This window comes from Pseudoalteromonas sp. S2893 (assembly GCF_005887105.1).
Lineage (GTDB): Bacteria > Pseudomonadota > Gammaproteobacteria > Enterobacterales > Alteromonadaceae > Pseudoalteromonas > Pseudoalteromonas atlantica.
In genome coordinates this window covers 150,259-168,371 of the sequence record NZ_PNCY01000005.1, presented here as the reverse complement: position 1 = coordinate 168,371, position 18,113 = coordinate 150,259, and the positions used below count along the sequence as shown (strand labels likewise).

The 18,113-nt window shown below is 41.9% G+C and carries 21 protein-coding genes; 8 read left to right on the top strand and 13 right to left on the bottom strand.

The genetic code is table 11. The features are described from left to right. Positions 1-28: 28 nt before the first annotated feature. The 3 genes from gluQRS to sfsA all read right to left on the bottom strand — a co-directional run bounded on the left by gluQRS (position 29) and on the right by sfsA (position 2,376). The gene (gene gluQRS / locus CWC04_RS02145) at positions 29-973 is read right to left on the bottom strand and encodes a tRNA glutamyl-Q(34) synthetase GluQRS (protein ID WP_138684490.1); all 945 of its coding nucleotides are present in this window, start codon (positions 971-973) and stop codon (positions 29-31) included. Positions 974-989: 16 nt separating this feature from the next. After that, positions 990-1,433, bottom strand: coding sequence for an RNA polymerase-binding protein DksA (gene dksA, locus CWC04_RS02140; protein ID WP_004586092.1), 444 nt, complete (start codon positions 1,431-1,433; stop codon positions 990-992). A gap of 226 nt (positions 1,434-1,659) precedes the next feature. Beyond that, the gene (gene sfsA, locus CWC04_RS02135; protein ID WP_138684489.1) at positions 1,660-2,376 is read right to left on the bottom strand and encodes a DNA/RNA nuclease SfsA; all 717 of its coding nucleotides are present in this window, start codon (positions 2,374-2,376) and stop codon (positions 1,660-1,662) included. A 120-nt stretch (positions 2,377-2,496) separates the two neighbouring features. On the opposite strand from sfsA, the gene pepB reads away from it, so the two are divergent. Together pepB and CWC04_RS02125 are read left to right on the top strand one after the other, a co-directional pair. After that, complete coding sequence (gene pepB / locus CWC04_RS02130; protein ID WP_138684488.1) at positions 2,497-3,792, top strand: aminopeptidase PepB; 1,296 nt, start codon at positions 2,497-2,499, stop codon at positions 3,790-3,792. A 182-nt stretch (positions 3,793-3,974) separates the two neighbouring features. Continuing rightward, a complete protein-coding gene (locus CWC04_RS02125) occupies positions 3,975-4,541 on the top strand; it encodes a phosphoribosyltransferase (protein ID WP_004586095.1) in 567 nt (188 codons plus the stop codon). A gap of 147 nt (positions 4,542-4,688) precedes the next feature. Here CWC04_RS02125 and CWC04_RS02120 read toward each other — a convergent pair whose 3' ends face one another. Next, positions 4,689-5,345, bottom strand: a complete 657-nt coding sequence (locus tag CWC04_RS02120) for a Crp/Fnr family transcriptional regulator (protein ID WP_004586096.1) — start codon at positions 5,343-5,345, stop codon at positions 4,689-4,691. Positions 5,346-5,813: 468 nt separating this feature from the next. Here CWC04_RS02120 and CWC04_RS02115 point away from each other — a divergent pair, with 468 nt between their 5' ends. Next, complete coding sequence (locus tag CWC04_RS02115; protein WP_024033185.1) at positions 5,814-6,056, top strand: YgjV family protein; 243 nt, start codon at positions 5,814-5,816, stop codon at positions 6,054-6,056. A gap of 18 nt (positions 6,057-6,074) precedes the next feature. Here CWC04_RS02115 and CWC04_RS02110 read toward each other — a convergent pair whose 3' ends face one another. From CWC04_RS02110 to CWC04_RS02090, 5 genes are all read right to left on the bottom strand, one after another. Then, positions 6,075-7,751 carry an amidohydrolase gene (locus CWC04_RS02110; protein ID WP_138684487.1) on the bottom strand — a complete coding sequence of 559 codons (1,677 nt, stop codon included), beginning with the start codon at positions 7,749-7,751 and terminating at the stop codon, positions 6,075-6,077. Between the two features lie 131 nt (positions 7,752-7,882). Further along, entirely contained in the window at positions 7,883-8,119 is a 237-nt protein-coding gene (locus CWC04_RS02105) for an EF-hand domain-containing protein (RefSeq protein ID WP_138684486.1), read from the bottom strand. 8 nt (positions 8,120-8,127) lie between these two features. After that, complete coding sequence (locus CWC04_RS02100) at positions 8,128-8,364, bottom strand: EF-hand domain-containing protein (protein ID WP_024033183.1); 237 nt, start codon at positions 8,362-8,364, stop codon at positions 8,128-8,130. Between the two features lie 289 nt (positions 8,365-8,653). After that, complete coding sequence (locus tag CWC04_RS02095) at positions 8,654-8,881, bottom strand: EF-hand domain-containing protein (RefSeq protein ID WP_004586102.1); 228 nt, start codon at positions 8,879-8,881, stop codon at positions 8,654-8,656. 25 nt (positions 8,882-8,906) lie between these two features. After that, entirely contained in the window at positions 8,907-9,140 is a 234-nt protein-coding gene (locus tag CWC04_RS02090) for an EF-hand domain-containing protein (protein ID WP_004586103.1), read from the bottom strand. Positions 9,141-9,441: 301 nt separating this feature from the next. On the opposite strand from CWC04_RS02090, the gene CWC04_RS02085 reads away from it, so the two are divergent. The 4 genes from CWC04_RS02085 to CWC04_RS02070 are packed head-to-tail and all read left to right on the top strand — an operon-like array spanning position 9,442 to position 13,292. Further along, entirely contained in the window at positions 9,442-10,893 is a 1,452-nt protein-coding gene (locus CWC04_RS02085) for a sensor histidine kinase (RefSeq protein ID WP_138684485.1), read from the top strand. Positions 10,894-10,897: 4 nt separating this feature from the next. Continuing rightward, complete coding sequence (locus CWC04_RS02080) at positions 10,898-11,419, top strand: hypothetical protein (protein WP_138684484.1); 522 nt, start codon at positions 10,898-10,900, stop codon at positions 11,417-11,419. 2 nt (positions 11,420-11,421) lie between these two features. Then, a complete protein-coding gene (locus CWC04_RS02075; protein ID WP_055252807.1) occupies positions 11,422-12,771 on the top strand; it encodes a sigma 54-interacting transcriptional regulator in 1,350 nt (449 codons plus the stop codon). Positions 12,772-12,791: 20 nt separating this feature from the next. Beyond that, entirely contained in the window at positions 12,792-13,292 is a 501-nt protein-coding gene (locus tag CWC04_RS02070; RefSeq protein ID WP_024033177.1) for a DUF1543 domain-containing protein, read from the top strand. Positions 13,293-13,300: 8 nt separating this feature from the next. Here CWC04_RS02070 and CWC04_RS02065 read toward each other — a convergent pair whose 3' ends face one another. Continuing rightward, the gene (locus CWC04_RS02065; RefSeq protein ID WP_004586108.1) at positions 13,301-13,528 is read right to left on the bottom strand and encodes a hypothetical protein; all 228 of its coding nucleotides are present in this window, start codon (positions 13,526-13,528) and stop codon (positions 13,301-13,303) included. A 125-nt stretch (positions 13,529-13,653) separates the two neighbouring features. On the opposite strand from CWC04_RS02065, the gene CWC04_RS02060 reads away from it, so the two are divergent. Beyond that, positions 13,654-14,904 carry a multifunctional CCA addition/repair protein gene (locus tag CWC04_RS02060; protein ID WP_029773901.1) on the top strand — a complete coding sequence of 417 codons (1,251 nt, stop codon included), beginning with the start codon at positions 13,654-13,656 and terminating at the stop codon, positions 14,902-14,904. 8 nt (positions 14,905-14,912) lie between these two features. On the opposite strand, the gene CWC04_RS19640 is transcribed toward CWC04_RS02060, so the two are convergent. The 3 genes from CWC04_RS19640 to pdsR all read right to left on the bottom strand — a co-directional run bounded on the left by CWC04_RS19640 (position 14,913) and on the right by pdsR (position 18,043). Beyond that, entirely contained in the window at positions 14,913-15,077 is a 165-nt protein-coding gene (locus CWC04_RS19640; protein WP_024033174.1) for a hypothetical protein, read from the bottom strand. 141 nt (positions 15,078-15,218) lie between these two features. Further along, on the bottom strand, positions 15,219-17,354 hold the full coding sequence (gene pdsS / locus CWC04_RS02055) for a proteobacterial dedicated sortase system histidine kinase (protein ID WP_138684483.1): 2,136 nt from the start codon (positions 17,352-17,354) through the stop codon (positions 15,219-15,221). Then, the gene (gene pdsR, locus CWC04_RS02050) at positions 17,354-18,043 is read right to left on the bottom strand and encodes a proteobacterial dedicated sortase system response regulator (RefSeq protein WP_004586111.1); all 690 of its coding nucleotides are present in this window, start codon (positions 18,041-18,043) and stop codon (positions 17,354-17,356) included. Before pdsR ends, pdsS begins: the two co-directional genes overlap by 1 nt. Positions 18,044-18,113: the final 70 nt, after the last annotated feature.

The window sequence follows — 18,113 nt, the reverse complement described above, 5'->3', positions numbered from 1 at the left end:
GACTGAAATTAAGCCGTTTTTAAGTTTTTTATTTGCTTAAATGCGTAAATTTAGTGCTGTTTGGATGCTGACCTTGCGAAATTTGAATTTCGGGTATGTTTGGCACCGCTGTTAAGCTAAATTCGTTAATAGCCCACGCCATTAATTGCTCCACAGACAAATCATTCAATTGGCTATGCACAGGTAAGTTTAAAAATTCAAACGCATCAATAAGCGCAGGTTTTGGGTTGTCTGTGCTAATAGCGGGCGCATAATTTTGTTTAGAGAGTTTAAAACCAGGCTCGGCCACCGCAAGGGGTAAATGTGCGTATTGGGGAATGGGCGCATTAAGCTGTTTAAATAAGCTGATTTGCCGTGCTGTAGGCTCGATTAAATCGGCGCCACGTACCACACGATTAATACCTTGCTCAATGTCATCAATAACCACCACTAGTTGGTAGGCAAATAATCCGTCACTGCGCTTTATTATGTAATCTTCATGGGCTAATGCACTATTTACAGTAATATCGCCTTGAATCAAATCGTTAAAATGGCATGTTGGGTGCTGTTGGCTAAGACGAAGTGCGCCTTGCTCTGTTGATAAGTTAAGCGTTTTGCAGTGACCTTGGTAAATGCCACCCATGGCTTTTATTTGTTTGCGAGAACAGCGACAACCATATACACATTGTTGGTGGATCAGCTTATTTGTTACCTCTTGATAAAGAGGTAGGCGCTGAGTTTGATAAACAACGGATTCGTCCCAGTAAAGGCCGTAGGCTTGTAAGGTATTTAGAATATGGGTGTCGGCATTTTTAACCACGCGGGTGGTGTCTATATCTTCAATGCGCACTAACCATTTACCCTGATTTACTTTAGCATCAAGGTAGCTGCCCACAGCCGCCACAAGTGAGCCAAAGTGAAGTGGCCCAGAAGGAGACGGTGCAAATCGACCGCGATAGTCACGCTTTGGCGTGGTAACGGCTGTAGGAGGCATAGTTAACTAATTTTAATTAACCGCGCCCAGCTTGTTTTTCTTTAATTTCTGCAAGGGTTTTACAGTCTACGCATAAATCTGCAGTTGGACGCGCCTCTAAACGACGAATACCAATTTCGATTCCGCATGACTCACAAAAGCCAAAATCATCTTCTTTAATTAAGATAATTGTTTTTTCAATTTTTTTGATCAGTTTACGTTCGCGGTCGCGAGTACGAAGTTCTAAAGAGAACTCTTCTTCTTGCGCAGCGCGGTCAACTGGATCAGGAAAGTTGGCAGCTTCGTCTTGCATATGCGATTTCGTGCGGTCAACTTCATTACGTAAGTCGTTACGCCACGCTTCTAAAATCGCTTTAAAATGAGCACGTTGTGCTTCATTCATATACTCTTCGCCCGGCTTTTCTTGGTATGGTTCTAAACCGGCTTGAGCCAATAAACCATGTCTTTGTTGGTCTGGCATAACTCTCTCCTAAATCCTTAATTTAATGCCTCAGCATTAGCCGGCGGTATAAATAGCAGAATCTTATACCCTAGGCAAATTTATTTTTTAATTAATCGAATTAGCTTCAACCAGTGTGTTGACTAAAAAGGCTCATATTTTAATTTTGATGCTTTATTAATCGTTATTTCGGTATTTAAACTTGCCTAGTTATATGGGCATAAAGTTTAAAAGCAAGTTAAATTTTTTATTTAAAGGCCACTTTCTCACTAAGCGTTACTTCATTTGGTGAAATAGATGCCTTATAAGCGTATACCTCCACGCCTTTTTTAATCGCGTGGTTTAATAAGTCGCTGTATTTTTTATCTATGTGGCTTGCTGCACTCACCGTATTAATACCTTGGTGCAAAACAGCGAACAGTAATACTGCGCGGTGGCCTTGTTCGATCATTTCTATTAATTCGCGAATGTGTTTTTGCCCACGCACGGTTTGCGCATCCGGAAAGTAGCCTTGCCCACTTTGTGGTGCGGTTTCGCTTAACAAGGTGACTGACTTTACCTCTACATAGCAAGCGGGTTTATTGTCACTGGTGAGTAAAAAGTCGATACGGCTGTTTTCGCTGCCGTATTTTACTTCACTTTGAAGCTGCTCGTAGCCGTTAAGCTCTGTAATAACCTGGTTGTTGATAGCCTCTTCGACCACTTTATTTGCCACGGCGGTATTAACGCATATTAATTGCGAGAGGGAGTTTTGAGTGAGCTCTAACGACTGAGGATATTTTCGTTTACTGTTATCGCTGGTTGAATAAAAAGCGCTAAAACCTGGCTCTGCGCAACCTGTCATTTTACCGGTGTTGGCGCAGTGGGCGGTAAATTCAGTTCCATCGTTAAGTTGGAGATCGGCTAAAAAGCGTTTATAGCGTTTTAATAACGAGGCGGGCTGTAAAACTGGGGTGTATTTCATTTAAATTCCAATGCTAAACGCTGCAGATGCGTTGGTTTATGTTATTTATCTCAAGCTGTTGGGAACTTGTACTCACTATAGTAAACTCGGTGACACATTTAAGTGTAAGGGTATTCTAACATGAGTGAAAAATTTGTTGTTCAACTAAGCGAGCAAGCAGCACCAAGCCATTGGGGCGAAAACGCGGCGTTGTCTTTTAACGAGCAAGGCGCAACGGTTCATTTATCTGAGCAAGAAACATTAAAAAATGTTCAAAAAGCGGCGCGAACAATTGCAAGCCAAGGAGTTAAACAGGTTGAGCTTGCGGGCGATACATGGTGCACAGAAAGCCAATGGGCTTTTTACCAAGGGTTTGTAACACCTAAATCATTACATGGTGTTGAATTTGTTGATAACGCACAATCAGATCTAAACGAGCTTGCGCATTTAAAAGCCTCAGCTACGTGGGCACGAGAAATGGTAAACGGCACAGCCGATGACATTTACCCTGAGAGCCTTGCTGAAAAAGCCGCCGAATTTATTCAATCGTTAGCGCCTGAACATGTAAGCTACCAAATTATTAAAGGCGATGCGTTATTAGAGCAACAGTGGATTGGTATTCATGCTGTAGGCCGTGGCTCTGAGCGCCCACCTGTTTTACTTGAGCTTGATTACAACCCAACAGGCGATGAAAACGCGCCGGTAAGCGCAGCACTTGTAGGTAAAGGTATTACGTTTGACTCTGGCGGTTACTCAATTAAATCTAGCGAAGGTATGCTAGGAATGAAGTGCGACATGGGGGGCGCGGCAACGGTAACAGCGGGTTTAGCACTGGCTATTAATCGCGGTATAGAAAAACGCATTAAGCTATTTTTATGCTGTGCAGAGAACTTAATTTCGGGCCACGCTTACAAACTAGGTGATATTTTAACCTACAAAAATGGCACAACCGTTGAAATTGTAAACACCGATGCTGAAGGGCGTTTAGTGCTTGCCGATGGCCTAATGGCTGCAGGCGAAACTGGCGCAGAGCTAATTATCGATGCGGCAACACTAACCGGTGCTGCACTCGTTGCTGTAGGGCAAGAGTACAACGCATTATTTGCCCTGGATAAAGAGCTGGTACGCGAAGTAGAAGACTTTGCATCGCAAGAAATGGAAGCTGCATGGCCTCTTCCGCTTGAAAAATGGCACCAGCAAAACTGCCCATCTCCATATGCTGATACGGCAAATAGCCGCGCTCAAAAAGGTGGTGGTTACGGCGGCGCATCAAATGCAGCAGGCTTTTTATCTCGCTTTGTACCAAATGGTGGTAAAGGTTGGATACACATTGATTTAGCTGCAGCATTTAATATGGGTAGCACTAGCCAATGGGCTGCAGGTGCAACTACGCAAGGTATGCGAACAGTGGCACGTACATTGTTAGAAAAAGCTTAATAGTACGTAACTAGGCGTTTAATACATAAAATAGGCACCAATTGGTGCCTATTTTGCTATTTGCAGGCAAGCAATTTATTTTTATTTACGGTAAAATCCTTCGCCAATACCTGTTTGGGTGTTTAATTATTGGCTAAAGTGCCTACACTCAAATGTTATACTCACCACTGGGGTTCTAAACTATGTCAGATAAGTGCTACATCACAGCTCAACAGCTACTTGAAGATTCATTCCGCGTAGCGGCACAAGTTTATAAAGATGGCTTTCGTCCAGACTTTATAATTGGTATTTGGCGAGGTGGTGCACCTATTGGTATTGCTGTGCAAGAATACTACGATTACAAAGGCATTGAGACTGATCACATTGCGGTGCGTACGTCGTCTTATTACGGTATTGGCAAGCAATCTAAAGAAATAAAAGTACACGGCCTACACTACATTGTAGAAAACGCTAATGCAGGTGACTCACTGCTTATTGTTGATGATGTGTTTGATTCGGGCCGCAGTATATTTGCACTAAAAGAAAAGCTTTCTGAGCTTATGCGCTTAAACTTACCACGCGATATTCGTGTGGCATGTCCGTACTATAAGCCTAAAAACTCAAAAGTAGAGATGGTGCCAGATTACTTTATTCATGAGTCAGAAGAGTGGTTAGTGTTCCCGCATGAGTTATCGGGTTTAACGCCAGATGAAATAATTGAAGGTAAATCTGATTTAGTAAATATCCAAGATATTTTATTAGATAAGTAATTGCCTAAGCGTTAAGTAGGAGTTTATTTGCGCGGGGGCATGTTTGTGTACTCGTTTTAAATAAATGATTGCTATAGCACAGTGCTAATAAATACCACAAAAACTAAAAAAGGCCATTACGGCCTTTTTTTTGTGTCTCTGATTTTTTTACAGCTGCGCAAAACTGTCTACATAATCACTTAAACTTTGCGTATCGACCGCTTTTAGCCCATGGGAGCTGCGCTGCACTAAGCCTTTTTCAACAAGTTCGGTAACTACGCGGCGATAAGCTCGCTCAGTGGTTGCAAAGCGCTCTGCTTCGGCGTTAACGGTTGGGTATGCGCGCAGTAGCGTTGGGTTATTGTTCTCGGCTCGTAGTAAGCAGTCTTTAGCTATGTTGTAGCTTAAAGGCAGCAGTAACTTATCTAAATTAATTTTTTGGTTTTCTTGAAACTTAGCCGCAATGGTTTGCGCGGTATATAAGCTCAGCTCTGGCTTTTCGAGTAGTAATGCTCGCCAGTGGCGAAGCTCTATTAAATTATAGGTTACATCGCTAAAACAGGTGACCGTATAAATACATGGGTTATTGTTTAATGCTTCTATTTCACCAATTAGGGTGTTGTTGCAATCTAATTGGCCCAATAATAGGCGGCGTCCGTTACCTACATCATAACTAAATGAAATAGTACCGCTGCGCACCAGCACAAGTTTACTAAGTGGTTGATCTTGGTGGATCAGCACTTCTTTTTTTGATTGTTGATAGCTACTCCCTGCAAAAGTGAGTAATTGTTCAACAAGGTAACTAGAAAAATGGTATTGAAACATCAATATGCTCTTCGGACAATTGTCCTATTTATTACACCTTAATGACGATATTATTAAGGCTCTAAGAATTTACGCTAACTTGCTAGTGTATTTAGCCTTGCTAAGTACGTAATACCTTCATTTCCCGTGTAATGATTTAGGAAGCTATTGGCTACAACCAATATACTTTTTAAGGTTTTTTAAGCAAGTTAGTTTTTTTATTTTATACCAATCGCCTAATTAAGTGATCAATTTTAAGGCTAGGAAAACGTGTTGATAGCTAGGCAAAAAATCGCTATTTAGTCGTTCTCGGCAATTGCTTCTGCATCCATGCAGTCGTAAATGAGCATTTTTTAACGCAGGTAGCGACACGTTTAGCCCCACAAAATGATTGAGTATTATTGCGCATTGGTATTAAACGTTGTAACACTGACAAGTGCCACACGTTAGCATTAGCGTAATGCTAACCTAAAGGGTAGGAGAGAACAATTGAGTTGGGAATATTTAGGTTATATTGCATCAGCTTTCTTGGTTGCATCGTTAACAATGACCGATGTAGTAAAACTGCGTTGGTATAATATGTTTGGTTGTATTGTATTTACTATTTACGGTGTGGCTATTGGTGCAGTGCCTGTTGCGTTTACTAATGGCTTATTAGCGCTGGTAAATATGTACCATATTATAAAGCTCTACCGACAGCCTAAAGTTAATATTGAAAAAGGGAATGCATAAGCATTCCCTTTTTTAGGCTTAATCTATTTTCTCTTCTTCGATTTCTTTTTCATAGCGTAATTCTCCAGCTACCCAAGTTTGTAAAACCTGTGTTTTATAAATCTCATCGACAGGGGCTTTAAAATAGTCTTTGTCTATTAAAATAAAGTCTGCCCATTTTCCGTTTTCTAAGCTGCCTATTTTAAACTCTTGATGCGCTGCATACGCTCCGCCGAGGGTAAACGCTCTTAGGGCTTGTTCGCGGCTTAGCACTTCGCTTGCGCGCCAGCCGTTCTCAGGCAGCATATTATGATCCATACGGGTAATGGCTGAATACAAGCCATCAAAAGGGTTTGCCAGCTCTACTGGGTAATCAGAGCCTGCTGCAATCACAGAGCCTTGCTTTAAAAATGTTTGCCATGCATATGCGCCTTGTAATTGGTTATCGGTTAAGCGCTGCTGAGCCATATGCATATCTGAGGTGGCATGCACAGGCTGCATAGATGGAATGATTTTAAGAGCTTTAAAACGTGGAATATCATCAGGGGTGACTATTTGCGCGTGTTCAATACGGTTACGCAGTAACATACCACCCGTTTGCTTAAACACGTTTTGATACGCATCAAGTACCACTTTATTTGCCTTATCACCAATTGCATGGGTGTTAGCGCTAAAGCCATTTTTAAAGCTTAAAGTAAATAATTCTTCAAGCTTAGCTTGGGTTTCTAGCATTAGGCCGTGGTGATTTTTTCTATCTGCGTAGTCATCAATTAGCGCAGCCCCGCGCGAGCCTAATGCGCCATCGGCATATACTTTTACACTGCGGATAGACATAAACGATGCTGCATCTTGATAGCGCCCTGCCTTAAGCATGTGCTTTAAATCGGGGCTAGCAGCACTTAGCATGGCGACTATTCTTAGTGGCAAATTACCTTGCTCGCTGCGCTCTTTGTAAACTTCCCAGGTGGTTTTATCAATACCAGCATCGTGAGTAGAGGTAATGCCTAAGCTTAATAAGTGCGCGCCTGCGGCATCTAACGAGTCGCTTATAGCTTGTTTAGAAGGAGCGCTCATATGCTGGGTAATTAACGACTCGGCCTTATCAACAAAAATACCGGTTGGATTCCCAAATTCATCTTTAATAATCTCACCGCCGTCAGGGGCTTGAGTGGCTGCGGTAATACCGGCCAGCTCTAAGGCTTTGCTGTTAACCCAAATTGCATGGCTGTCAACGCGCGAAAGTACCACTGGACGGTCATTGACTACTTTGTCTAAGTCTTTGGCGGTAGGAAAGCGCGTGTCGCTCCACAGCTCTTGGTTCCAGCCTCGCCCTAATATCCAGCCTTGTTTATTTTTCGCAAATTGTTCTAGCTTTGTGGTTATTTCAGCGACCGATTTAGCGCCGCGTACATCAAGTTGCGATAAGTTATCACCAAGGCCAATTACATGCCCGTGAGCGTCAATCAACCCTGGCAGTAACGTATTACCTTTGGCATCAATAAGTGTGGCATCAGGAAAAGTGTTTTTAAGCGTATCATCTCCAGTTTTAACAACTTTACCGTTTTTAATCACTAAAGTAGAAAACGTTTGTATACCACCTTGGTATAAGGGTGTGTAACCATTAGCGTTGTAAATGACCTGCGTTTGCGCAATCGCAGTGCTGCTTACAAATAAGCCGGCAAGCAGTAGTGGGTTAAATAGTTTTTTGAGTTGCATAAGTTGGTTATTTTTTATTGTTAGTAAAATAACACTAGCAAACTCACTTTTAGAATACCAATATGTTGAGGTAGATAGCTTAAAAGCGTAAGGGCTGTTAAAAATTTAGCGCTTACGCTTATAAAAAAGAGTTACTTACTGGCGTATATGCCATATTCCGAAAGGGTAAGTCTGCCGTCTTTATCTTTATCATAACTTGAAAAACGCGACCAAAGGGCGGGGTCAATGGCGGTTTCTGAACGGGTTAAAAAGCCATCGTGGTTACGGTCAAACTTTTCAAATTTATCGGCAACTTCTGTACTTTGGCCAAGGCTTACATTGCTAAAAAGGCCCAGCGCAACAAGCGCTAAATAGCTTACAGTCTTCATACTTATACTCAGTAAAGGTTATTGGTTAAATAGTCTTTAAACTCAAGAAGCGAGATTTGTTTGTCTTGGTTTTTATCCCAACGAGTAAAGGTGCTGAGTAGCTGAGGCTGTGGCTCTAATTCGTCTTCTGTTAAGAAGCCGCTTTTATTGGCATCAAGGTGATCAAAACGTTGTTTAACATCTAACGCAACAGCATTAAAGCTGATCATGGTAATAGCGATAACACTAAAAAAAACACACTTCATGGTTTTCCTTCCAACATACAGTGTTTGTAGATTAATAAAAAAAGCACTTGCCATAATTTAACTTCCCAACATTAAATCCGTTTACACATTCCCTCAGGGATTATGGCAAATGCTTTTGAAACCTACCTTACTAGGTAAAAGCTTAAGTAAAACTTAATTAACTTCAGCTGTGGATAATAAATCTATTTTAAGCAGCTCGTTTTAGCGCTAACGGCTTAAAATTTCTAGCCAGAGAAAAAGATTTAAACATCGTTACTATTGAGTTTGTAATTAAAGCGCTTAATCAAAATTAAGGTTTAAAATTTTGAAACTCTTCTTTAGAAATTTTCTTGTCTTGGTTTTCGTCTAAATCGGCAAATTGTCTCATTACTTCTTTATCTTGTTTGGCTTCTGCAAGCGATACTGCCCCATCCATATCTTTGTCTAAATGAGCAAAGCGAATGTTGACAGAAGAGGCTAAAGCCGTGGCGCTAATGGCTAAAAACATTAATGCAAATGCTGCGATAAGTTGTTTCATAATCATGTTCCCTAATTAAATGAATTTACTGAATAAACTTTTTGAATTCACTTAGCGACAACTGGCCATCTTGGTTAGTGTCTATTTGTGAAAAGTTTTCGTGTAGTACGGCATCTTCACCCGCTTCTGATTCGCTAAGTGTGCCGTTACTGTCTTTATCTAGCTCATTAAATGTAGCTTGAACGTCCATAGCTATTGCATCTGTGCCCATAAACCCAAAAGCCAGCATGGGTAAAATTACTAAAAAGCGGTTGTTCATTTAATTTCCTTATTGATTAAAGTTGCACTCACTATTACAAAAATGGTGCCAATTTAAATAAATTTTTAAAATCAATGGTTTATATTGTTTGAGGGGCGCTAGTCGGAATTTTTTACTTAAATGTGTGTTATTTTTGCAACAGGCGGAACGTGCTATTAGTCGTTGATATAGTTATCAATAGCTTAGTGTGTTGCTAAATGGCAACAGGTGGATATATTGGGTTAAATATAGAAGTTGATTCAGCGAGAGTATAAGGTAAGTAACTAAAATAGGGCGCTTAAAATAATAAAAGGAAATGATAATGCCTGTAACGTTGGCTAAAAAGTATCGTGCAATGCTTAATTGGCGGCCTAACTTAATAGGTCAGTTTATAATTAGTATGCTGCTGTCGTTACTGCCGCTTAGTTTAGTGGTTATTGTTTTTTTAAATGCGTTAAACAAGCAGCTCGCTGTTACTCAGCTTATTGTCAGTAATAATTACCAAGTTACTAAGTCGTTTAATTTTTTAAAGCAAGAGCTTAATAGCCTAGAGCGGGCAACGCGACAAAACTGGGTGTTAAAAAGCGAGTCGCTCGACACGTTAATAAACGAAAAATGGCAATCCTCCTTACAAACAATCGACACGCTCAGCCAAGCTAGTGCCACACAGCAATACACTATGCAGTGGCGCCGCTTAGCAACAACATTGCGTAGTACTCATCAAGCTTTAATTGAAAACAACCAACAAGATGCTGCATTGTTTGTGCCTATTAGCGATTTAGTAGCAGAGCTTACGGTGTGGTTGCGCGATACGAATGCAGCGCAAATTCAAAACAACCAAAGCGAATTAAGTACTTTACAAAGCTCGTTTATCAACTGGTTAGTGGCGCTTATTCCACTTACTTTACTAGTTGGTGGAGGCTTTTTATGGCGCATAAGTAAGCGCTTAAAAGGGCTTACGTCGGTAATAGATAAACTAGGGCAAGGCCACTGGCAGCAAAAAATTGCAGTGCAAGGCTCAAGTGAGCTGGTGGAATTAGGCGAAAAACTACAATGGGTGCAAGAGCAGCTACATATGCTTGAGCAACAAAAAGATACCTTTTTACGCCATGTAACCCACGAGCTTAAAACGCCGTTGGCTTCAATGGTCGAGGGTACCGATTTACTTAGCGATGAAATAGTCGGCCCCATTACAAAAGAGCAGCAAGCTGTGCTTGAGCTTATTAGCCAATCTATGGTGCGTTTGCGCACTATGATTGACAGTCTACTTAGTTATAACGCTATCAGAACCAGTAAAGACAGCGTTAGCGAAGTCGAATTTGGCAATTTAATAAATAAAATAAACAGCCATTTTGAGCACCGCTTAACGGCTAAGCAGCAACGCTTAAATTGGCACAACAGCATAACAAAACAGCCACTTGCATTACCCGCAGAGCTGATAGAAATGACCCTCATTCAGCTCATTTCTAATGCGTTAAAATTTTCAAATACAGGACAAAGTGTTGATGTAACCTTAGCACTTGAGCAAAAGCTACTAACAATACAAGTGCGCGACGAAGGCTGTGGTATTAAAGAGCAAGAAAAAACCCAGATATTCAGCGCATTTTACCAAGGCAAGCATAATAAAGATGTTACGCTGCAAGGCAGTGGCTTAGGTTTAACCATAGTGAAAGAGTCGGTTGAGCAGTTACAAGGCCAGCTTAGTGTTGAACATAACCAGCCCCAAGGCTGCTTATTTACAATAAAAATACCTTTAATTAATCAAGGAGTTTAATAGCATGCGTACGCGTTTAATAGCTATTTTATGTGTGCTCAGTAGTACGGTTGTTTTAGCTGGGTGTGAAACAAATAACACACAACCAGCAGCAGTGTCGCAGGAGGTTGATCCTGCAAAAAATGCGGTGCCAAATCCTAAAAAGCGCCCTAAAAGTGACCCCGTTTACCCCAGCGCAGAACGTGTTGTTGCATGGCATGCTAATCAATGTGGCGGTTTTAAAGTAAAGCCAAGCCTACATACTTATTTAGGTGAAAAAGAGCTAAAACGTTTTTTTAAATTCATGTGTGTTAACACCTCAAGTGCACCAGAGGAGGTGATGACACGATTACAAAAACTCGATTTAGCCTACTTCTGGCCTGAGCCAATAAAACAATATTTATGGCTTCAAAAGCAGCATGTTACTCGGCAGATAAATGCCCTAAAAGAGCAGCAGGCGTTAAATGACAAAATGCAGCAAACGTTATCGTCTTTAGCCACCATAGAGCAGCAGCTGTTACTACGCGAAGACACTAAGGAGCAGTAATTATGGCAACACACACACCACAAGGTGCAAAAGTATTACTCGTTGATGACGATGCAAGTTTACTTAAATTACTCGCGCTAAGAATCGAGTCTAAAGGGTATGACGTAACAACCTGTGAAAGCGGCATACTTGCATTGCAAATTCTTAAAAACCAAGTGTTTGATGCAGTTATAACAGACCTGCGTATGGACGAAATGGACGGTATGGCCTTACATCGCCAATTACAAAGCCGCTACCCAGCGCTGCCAGTTATAATGATGACAGCGCATGGCTCTATACCCGATGCGGTGGAGGCGACAAAACAAGGTATTTTTGCGTTTATCACAAAACCGGTAGATAAAGACGAGCTGTTTGACAGCCTAGCCAAAGCCATTGAAATACATGGCGTAAACGCAGAAGAATCGCCCCAAAAAAGCAATATAGTAACGCGCAGTGGCGCTATGTTGCACCTCCTTGAGCAAGTAAAGTTACTGGGGCCAACCCAAGTAAATGTACTTATTTCAGGCGCCAGCGGCACAGGTAAGGAGCTGCTGGCTCAGGCGATTCATCAACACAGCCATGTAAGCGAAGGACCTTTTGTGGCCATTAACTGTGGCGCAGTGCCTGGGGAGCTTTTAGAGTCAGAATTATTTGGCCATAAAAAAGGCGCATTTACAGGGGCGGTGAAAGATCACCAAGGTTTGTTTCAGCAAGCTCAAGGCGGCACCTTATTTCTAGATGAAATTGGCGATATGCCGCTTAATTTACAAGTTAAGTTACTGCGTGTACTACAAGAAAAAACCATACGCCCGGTGGGCTTTCAAGAAGAAATTCCTATTGATGTGCGCATTGTATCGGCCACTCACAAAAATTTACCCGATGCGATTAGCAATCAACAATTTAGGGAAGATTTATACTACCGCCTAAATGTTGTTAATTTAAAATTACCGCCGCTGTGTGAGCGCCGAGAAGACATAAGCCTGCTTGCTCAGCACTTTAGCGCAAGTATTGCTAAACGTATGAACCAAAAAGAAAAGCGCTTTGCAAACGATGCCATGCATGCACTAGTACGTTACGACTGGCCTGGAAATATACGCCAGTTACAAAATGTTGTAGAGCAAGTGGTCGCATTGAGCGCCAGCGAGGTAATTTCTGCGCACTTAGTGTTAAACGCACTTAACTCAAACCAAGCCAGTGCAGAGCCGCTTTCTCTAAATGATGCCAAAAAGGAGTTTGAGCGCGATTATGTAATAAACACCCTCAAAATGGCCGGCGGTAACGTAGCCGAAGGCGCAAAGCTTGCCAAACGTAATCGTTCGGATTTTTATAAGTTAATAAAAAAACACAATATTGATGTCGATAATTTAGTGTAATTTAAGAGTAAGGTTATTAAATGCAGTTATTTATGGTGTATCTAGGCGGGCGAATTCAAGGCTGCCACATAGAAATGCACGATATTCGCTTTGTCGTAGGGCAAAGCATTGAGCAAACCTACTCAAAGCTAAAAAGCCAATGGGTGGGCGATAAAAACAATGTGCATATGGACAGCTACATGGCAATTAACCATATCGACGGTTATAAAGTAGAAGTCGTTGATACCTACGTTGAGCAAAATAAGCAGCTGTATTTTGTTAATTTAGGCGCTTACAGAAGCGACTCTATGGCAGAGCAACACGACTTTGCATTGTATGTTGCCAGTAGCGCAGCAGAGGCCAAGCAGCGCGCTAAAAGCGACTTGCTTGCAGGCCTTAGCCATATTCATAAAGATGATTTACATGATGTAGATGACTGTTTTGCTATAGACCTGCTAGACAGCCAACTAAATATTAAGCTTACACCAAGTGGGCATGCTCAACCAATAAAACCAGATTGGTTTGGGTATTATATTCTTTAACAGTAAAATTAAGAGTCTTGCTCGCTTTGCTCATTGGCTTCGCTTTTAGCTGCCATTTTAAATGCCACAATAACTAGGCCAAACATCGCAAAGGGCAGCGCTGCCAACATGTATTCAACCATGTTGCTATCTTGAAAGTTAGCCTGTAGTAAAAAGTGACCCGCCACGCACATTACAATAACCACAAGTAATATAGGCAGTAGCATAAGTTCTTTTTTTGATGAATGATTTTTCATTGAGTATAAGGCTATGGCTTAAAATAAAGCGCTATTGTAATGAGCTTATTTAAGCTTGGCAAACTATGGTGATTTTAATGGTATGATCGACATCAAATAACCACCCAGTGTGATTAGGATAAACAGTGAAACACAACCTTAAGCAAGTTTACCTTGTTGGTGGCGCGGTACGCGACCAGCTACTTAATATAGCATCAAAAGATAACGACTATGTTGTTATAGGCGAAACACCCCAAACTATGGAGTCGCTTGGTTTTGTGCCTATAGGAAGTGATTTTCCGGTTTATTTACACCCAAAAACAAAAGAAGAATACGCCTTGGGTCGCACCGAGCGAAAAAGCGGTAAAGGCTATACCGGCTTTGTGGTAGATGCCAGCCCTAATGTCACCCTTGAAGAAGATTTAGCACGGCGCGATTTAACCATAAACTCAATGGCACTTGATGAAAACGGCACCGTTATTGACCCTTTTAATGGCCAAAGCGATTTACACAATAAAATACTGCGCCACACCACAGAAGCCTTTGTAGAGGACCCGGTAAGGGTATTACGCATAGCCCGTTTTTTAGCACGCTACGGAAGTGAATGGCGTATTCACCCAAGTACTTATGCATTAATGCGTGAGCTTAAAAACAAAGGTGAGCTTAATCATTTAGTGCCCGAGCGCGTATGGCTCGAAACCGAAAAAGCGCTGGGTGAAAAACACCCTGAACTGTATTTTCAAGCATTACATGGCTTAGGTATTTTCCCAGAAATAGAGAGTATGCAAGGGGTGCCGCAACCTGCAAACCACCACCCCGAAGGTGATGTATTTGTTCATACTATGTTGGTACTTAGGCGTGCTGCCGATTTAAACTTTAATTTAGAAACACGGTTTGCGGCATTAACCCATGATTTTGGTAAGGCCTTGAGCTTTAAAAAACGCGGTAATTTGCGCGGCCATGAACGCGAAGGGGTAGCCGTAGTAGAAAAGTTTTGTGAGCGTTTAAAAGTGCCTAATCGTTTTCGCGATATTGGCGTACTCACCAGCGATAATCACACCTTATGCCATACGCTTGAGCAATTAAGGCCACAAACGATTCATAAATTAATCGTCACTAATTTAAATGCTTTAGTGCACCCAGAGCGATTTATTGCGTTTACCCAAGCATGCCAATGTGATGCGCAAGGGCGCGGAGAAACACTCGTAAATAAGCCCTATCCGCAAGGGGCTAAACTGCGTGCAATTTTTAATGAATTACAAAAAATGGATAAAAAGCAGGTAGTACAAACTGCACTTAAAAATGGCAAAAAAGGCCCAGAAATAGGCGAAGAGGTAAAACTGGCAGAAATAAACTGTATTAAAGCGTTTTTACAAAACGAGCAAGCAACGCAATAGGCAATACCCTAGCTGAGGTATTCAGACACGCCTTCGTTTTTAACTTGTTCTGGCTGTCGTAAGTTTTTATATGTAGAGGTGGCAGGCTCTGAAGGTAAGCTAGGTGCTTGCTCTTGGGGCCTGTATAGATCAAAAATAAATTCGATCTCTTCACGCTCAAGTGGGTTGTTCATGATCTATTCTCCTTAATTAGCGTTCAGGGTATGGCTGTCTGACTGAATTAAAAGTGAATAGTTACATTTTAAGTTGTAGTAATTTGTAATCGATGTGCAAAAAATAAGGGCGGCTCAGCAGGGCGCCACTTTATGCACAGCCTAGCTTTGTAAAGGCAGGGTTACTTTAAACACCACGCCATTACCACGCTCATTATTCTGCGCAGTGACACTGCCTTTATGGTAGTCACACACCAGCCTTACAATATAAAGCCCTAAACCTAAGTGCGGTTGTTGCTGCATCTGCTGGCTACGTACCGACACCATAGAATCAAAAATATGCTCAGTTAGCCCTTCAGGCAGGGCGGGGCCTGTATTACTCACTGTTAATATTGCTTTATTTTCGCTCTGCTTAAGACCTACATTAATAGCCGTATTTGCTTCACTAAATTCCAGCGCATTATTAATAAGCTTATCAAGTAGCTGAGCTATAAATTCGGGGGCACCTTGCATAGGTAAAGCGCTTTGGCATACATCAAGCTCAAATAACTGCTCTGGGTAAGTAAGCTGGTAGCCTTGCATACAGCCATTAATTACTTTTTGTAAATCAAATGGCTCGCTCTCGTTGCTTTGAATGCTTTGTTCAAGGCGCGTGGCTTCGCTCATGGTGGTTATTATTTTACCTAAGCGCTCAACCCCTTCACTAGCTCGCTCTAGGTATTTTTGGCTAAGCTCATTTTGCTCCAAGCTTTGTAGGTTTTCTAAAGAAGAGCGAACCACAGCCACAGGTGTACGTAGCTCATGAGATAACCGCGATGACATATTTTCTAAATAATTAGTGTACCCGCCTAAGCGGCCAACAATATTGGCAAAACTTCGTGAAAGGTCGCCTATTTCATCGTTTGAGTCGCTGTAATTAATACTGCCGGTAATGCGCCCTTGGGCATCAATGGCTTGCTCTGCAGTGTCGCGCAGTCGCCTAATGCGGCTCGAAATACGCGAGGCAAAAAAGAACAACGTAACGGTACCAATTAGCATCACCGCTAAAATAACGTTAAAAAGCTTTTCCAGCGATTTATTACGCAAGGTGCGTACACCGTTAGTGGTTTCCTCGGCGATTACTGCGCCAATCACTTTATCTTCTATCCAAATAGGGTAAGCCGCCGATAAAATAACGGCTTTACTGTCGGGGGTTAACCGCCAAGACGACGCTGGTTGCCCCTTCAGTGCCTTAGCTAAATGCGTGCCTTGCATTGAGGCAACATCGTGCAGGGTATCTAAAAATTCGTTTTCGGGGCGAGTTAAAATTTTATAATAAAGCGGGTGCAAATACGTTTGCTCAAAGCGTTGCCAGGCATTTTTAGGCGGCTGGTTTTTAAGGCCGTCGGCCCATACGCCATCGGCATTTTGAATTGTGCCTGACTGCGCTAATACGCGATGATGATTATCAACCACCCAAATACGGCTACCACTGTGACCCATACCTTTTAAAATTCGGTTAATTTCTGGTGAGGGCACCAATACCGAGCCTAAATCGCTTGGGTTATTTAAATTAGAGGTCGACATTGTTTTAAAATCGAGCGGCGCTTTTTTTTCGTCAATATCGACCACGGCAAAGCCTAGCTTGTTACCAAGCATATTTATAGGAAAGCGCAGCTCTACGTTATATCCCGATTCAGTGCGTATAAAATAGCCCTGAATTTTTGTAAACGGTGTTTTGGTATTAGCATCAAACGCATTTACCCAGCCATCTTGGCGTGGGGCAATAATGTACGTATTAAAATCTCCGGCTGGGCTTTTTAGGCCAATTATTAAATGGTCGTTATTAGTAATGCTTAAACTATTTTTAGCACGATATACAAGGTGATCGTCAGTTACTTTAAACACGGCATATAAATAGTTATCAAACTTGCCAACCATATGATCAAACGATAAATCCTCAGCTTTATGCTCCTTGTCTGCTTTTTGTAAATAGCGTTTATCGTAATGCCAAAAGAGTGGTTGATAGCTTTGCCAGTCGCTCAGTTTGCCATCGAGTTGAATGGCATTTTTAAGATTGTACGCATATAAGTCGCGCCCTTTTACTACCTGGTCTAAAAAGTTGGTTTGCTCATCAAAAAGGGCTGGGCGCTCATGCAGGGCGGTGGCGAGCGCCCGTGTGGTGCCTACGAGGGTTTTTTCTTGGCCTTGGCGTAAAAACTTTTCCATTTCCCACACGTACTCGTAGCCAAGCCAAGGCAGTAAAAACAAAAAACACGACAGTAATATAAATTTACTGCGCAGGCCAAATCGTAACATTAGCGTTGTTCCCACCTGTAGCCCATGCCGTACACCGTATCTATGCAGTCAAAGTTGTTATCAAGGGCGATAAACTTTTTACGAATGCGTTTTACATGCGAAGTGATAGTGCTGTCGTCTACGTAAATTTTTGCATCGCTCATTAAATCGTTACGGCTTTTTACATGGCCTGGGCGCTGCGCAAGTGAATGCAACATCCAAAATTCGGTCACGGTTAAATCAACCAATTGCTGCTGCCAAAATACTTGCATGCGCTGGGTGTCGAGCGTTAACTGGCCGCGTGTAATTAATGCATTGGCATCGGCGGGTTGCTCAAGCGCTTCCATGCGTCTAAATAGCGCGCCTATTCTGGCAGCCAAGTGGGCTAAGCTAATATCTTTTGTTAGGTAGTCATCGGCGCCCATACGCAGGCCACACACAGTATCTATTTCGCTATCGCGGGCGGTTAAAAAAATAATAGGCAGAGTTTTAGAAAGCGTACGCAAGGTTTGGCAAAGTAAAAAACCGCCGTCTATTTCGTGGCCTAAACCAATATCAACAATGGCTAAATCGGGTAGGGCATCTTTAAATGCAATCTCTGCGCTGACACGGTTAGCAAAACCACTTACCTGGTAACCTTGGGCGCTAAGCATTTCAATATAGTTTTCGCGGATGGCGGTTTCATCTTCAATGATGGCTATTTTTTTCATTCTACTCACCCTTATTTATTTTAAAACGCACTATATCGAAGTTTTTCAGTTATGTACGCTTAAAAAGGCA

Bases quoted from the DNA above. Each gene is read 5' to 3' on its own strand.
- gluQRS (WP_138684490.1), bottom strand. From the start codon at position 973: ATGCCTCCTACAGCCGTTACCACGCCAAAGCGTGACTATCGCGGTCGA.
- dksA (WP_004586092.1), bottom strand. From the start codon at position 1,433: ATGCCAGACCAACAAAGACATGGTTTATTGGCTCAAGCCGGTTTAGAA.
- sfsA (WP_138684489.1), bottom strand. From the start codon at position 2,376: ATGAAATACACCCCAGTTTTACAGCCCGCCTCGTTATTAAAACGCTAT.
- pepB (WP_138684488.1), top strand. From the start codon at position 2,497: ATGAGTGAAAAATTTGTTGTTCAACTAAGCGAGCAAGCAGCACCAAGC.
- CWC04_RS02125 (WP_004586095.1), top strand. From the start codon at position 3,975: ATGTCAGATAAGTGCTACATCACAGCTCAACAGCTACTTGAAGATTCA.
- CWC04_RS02120 (WP_004586096.1), bottom strand. From the start codon at position 5,345: ATGTTTCAATACCATTTTTCTAGTTACCTTGTTGAACAATTACTCACT.
- CWC04_RS02110 (WP_138684487.1), bottom strand. From the start codon at position 7,751: ATGCAACTCAAAAAACTATTTAACCCACTACTGCTTGCCGGCTTATTT.
- CWC04_RS02105 (WP_138684486.1), bottom strand. From the start codon at position 8,119: ATGAAGACTGTAAGCTATTTAGCGCTTGTTGCGCTGGGCCTTTTTAGC.
- CWC04_RS02100 (WP_024033183.1), bottom strand. From the start codon at position 8,364: ATGAAGTGTGTTTTTTTTAGTGTTATCGCTATTACCATGATCAGCTTT.
- CWC04_RS02095 (WP_004586102.1), bottom strand. From the start codon at position 8,881: ATGAAACAACTTATCGCAGCATTTGCATTAATGTTTTTAGCCATTAGC.
- CWC04_RS02090 (WP_004586103.1), bottom strand. From the start codon at position 9,140: ATGAACAACCGCTTTTTAGTAATTTTACCCATGCTGGCTTTTGGGTTT.
- CWC04_RS02085 (WP_138684485.1), top strand. From the start codon at position 9,442: ATGCCTGTAACGTTGGCTAAAAAGTATCGTGCAATGCTTAATTGGCGG.
- CWC04_RS02080 (WP_138684484.1), top strand. From the start codon at position 10,898: ATGCGTACGCGTTTAATAGCTATTTTATGTGTGCTCAGTAGTACGGTT.
- CWC04_RS02075 (WP_055252807.1), top strand. From the start codon at position 11,422: ATGGCAACACACACACCACAAGGTGCAAAAGTATTACTCGTTGATGAC.
- CWC04_RS02070 (WP_024033177.1), top strand. From the start codon at position 12,792: ATGCAGTTATTTATGGTGTATCTAGGCGGGCGAATTCAAGGCTGCCAC.
- CWC04_RS02065 (WP_004586108.1), bottom strand. From the start codon at position 13,528: ATGAAAAATCATTCATCAAAAAAAGAACTTATGCTACTGCCTATATTA.
- CWC04_RS19640 (WP_024033174.1), bottom strand. From the start codon at position 15,077: ATGAACAACCCACTTGAGCGTGAAGAGATCGAATTTATTTTTGATCTA.
- pdsS (WP_138684483.1), bottom strand. From the start codon at position 17,354: ATGTTACGATTTGGCCTGCGCAGTAAATTTATATTACTGTCGTGTTTT.
- pdsR (WP_004586111.1), bottom strand. From the start codon at position 18,043: ATGAAAAAAATAGCCATCATTGAAGATGAAACCGCCATCCGCGAAAAC.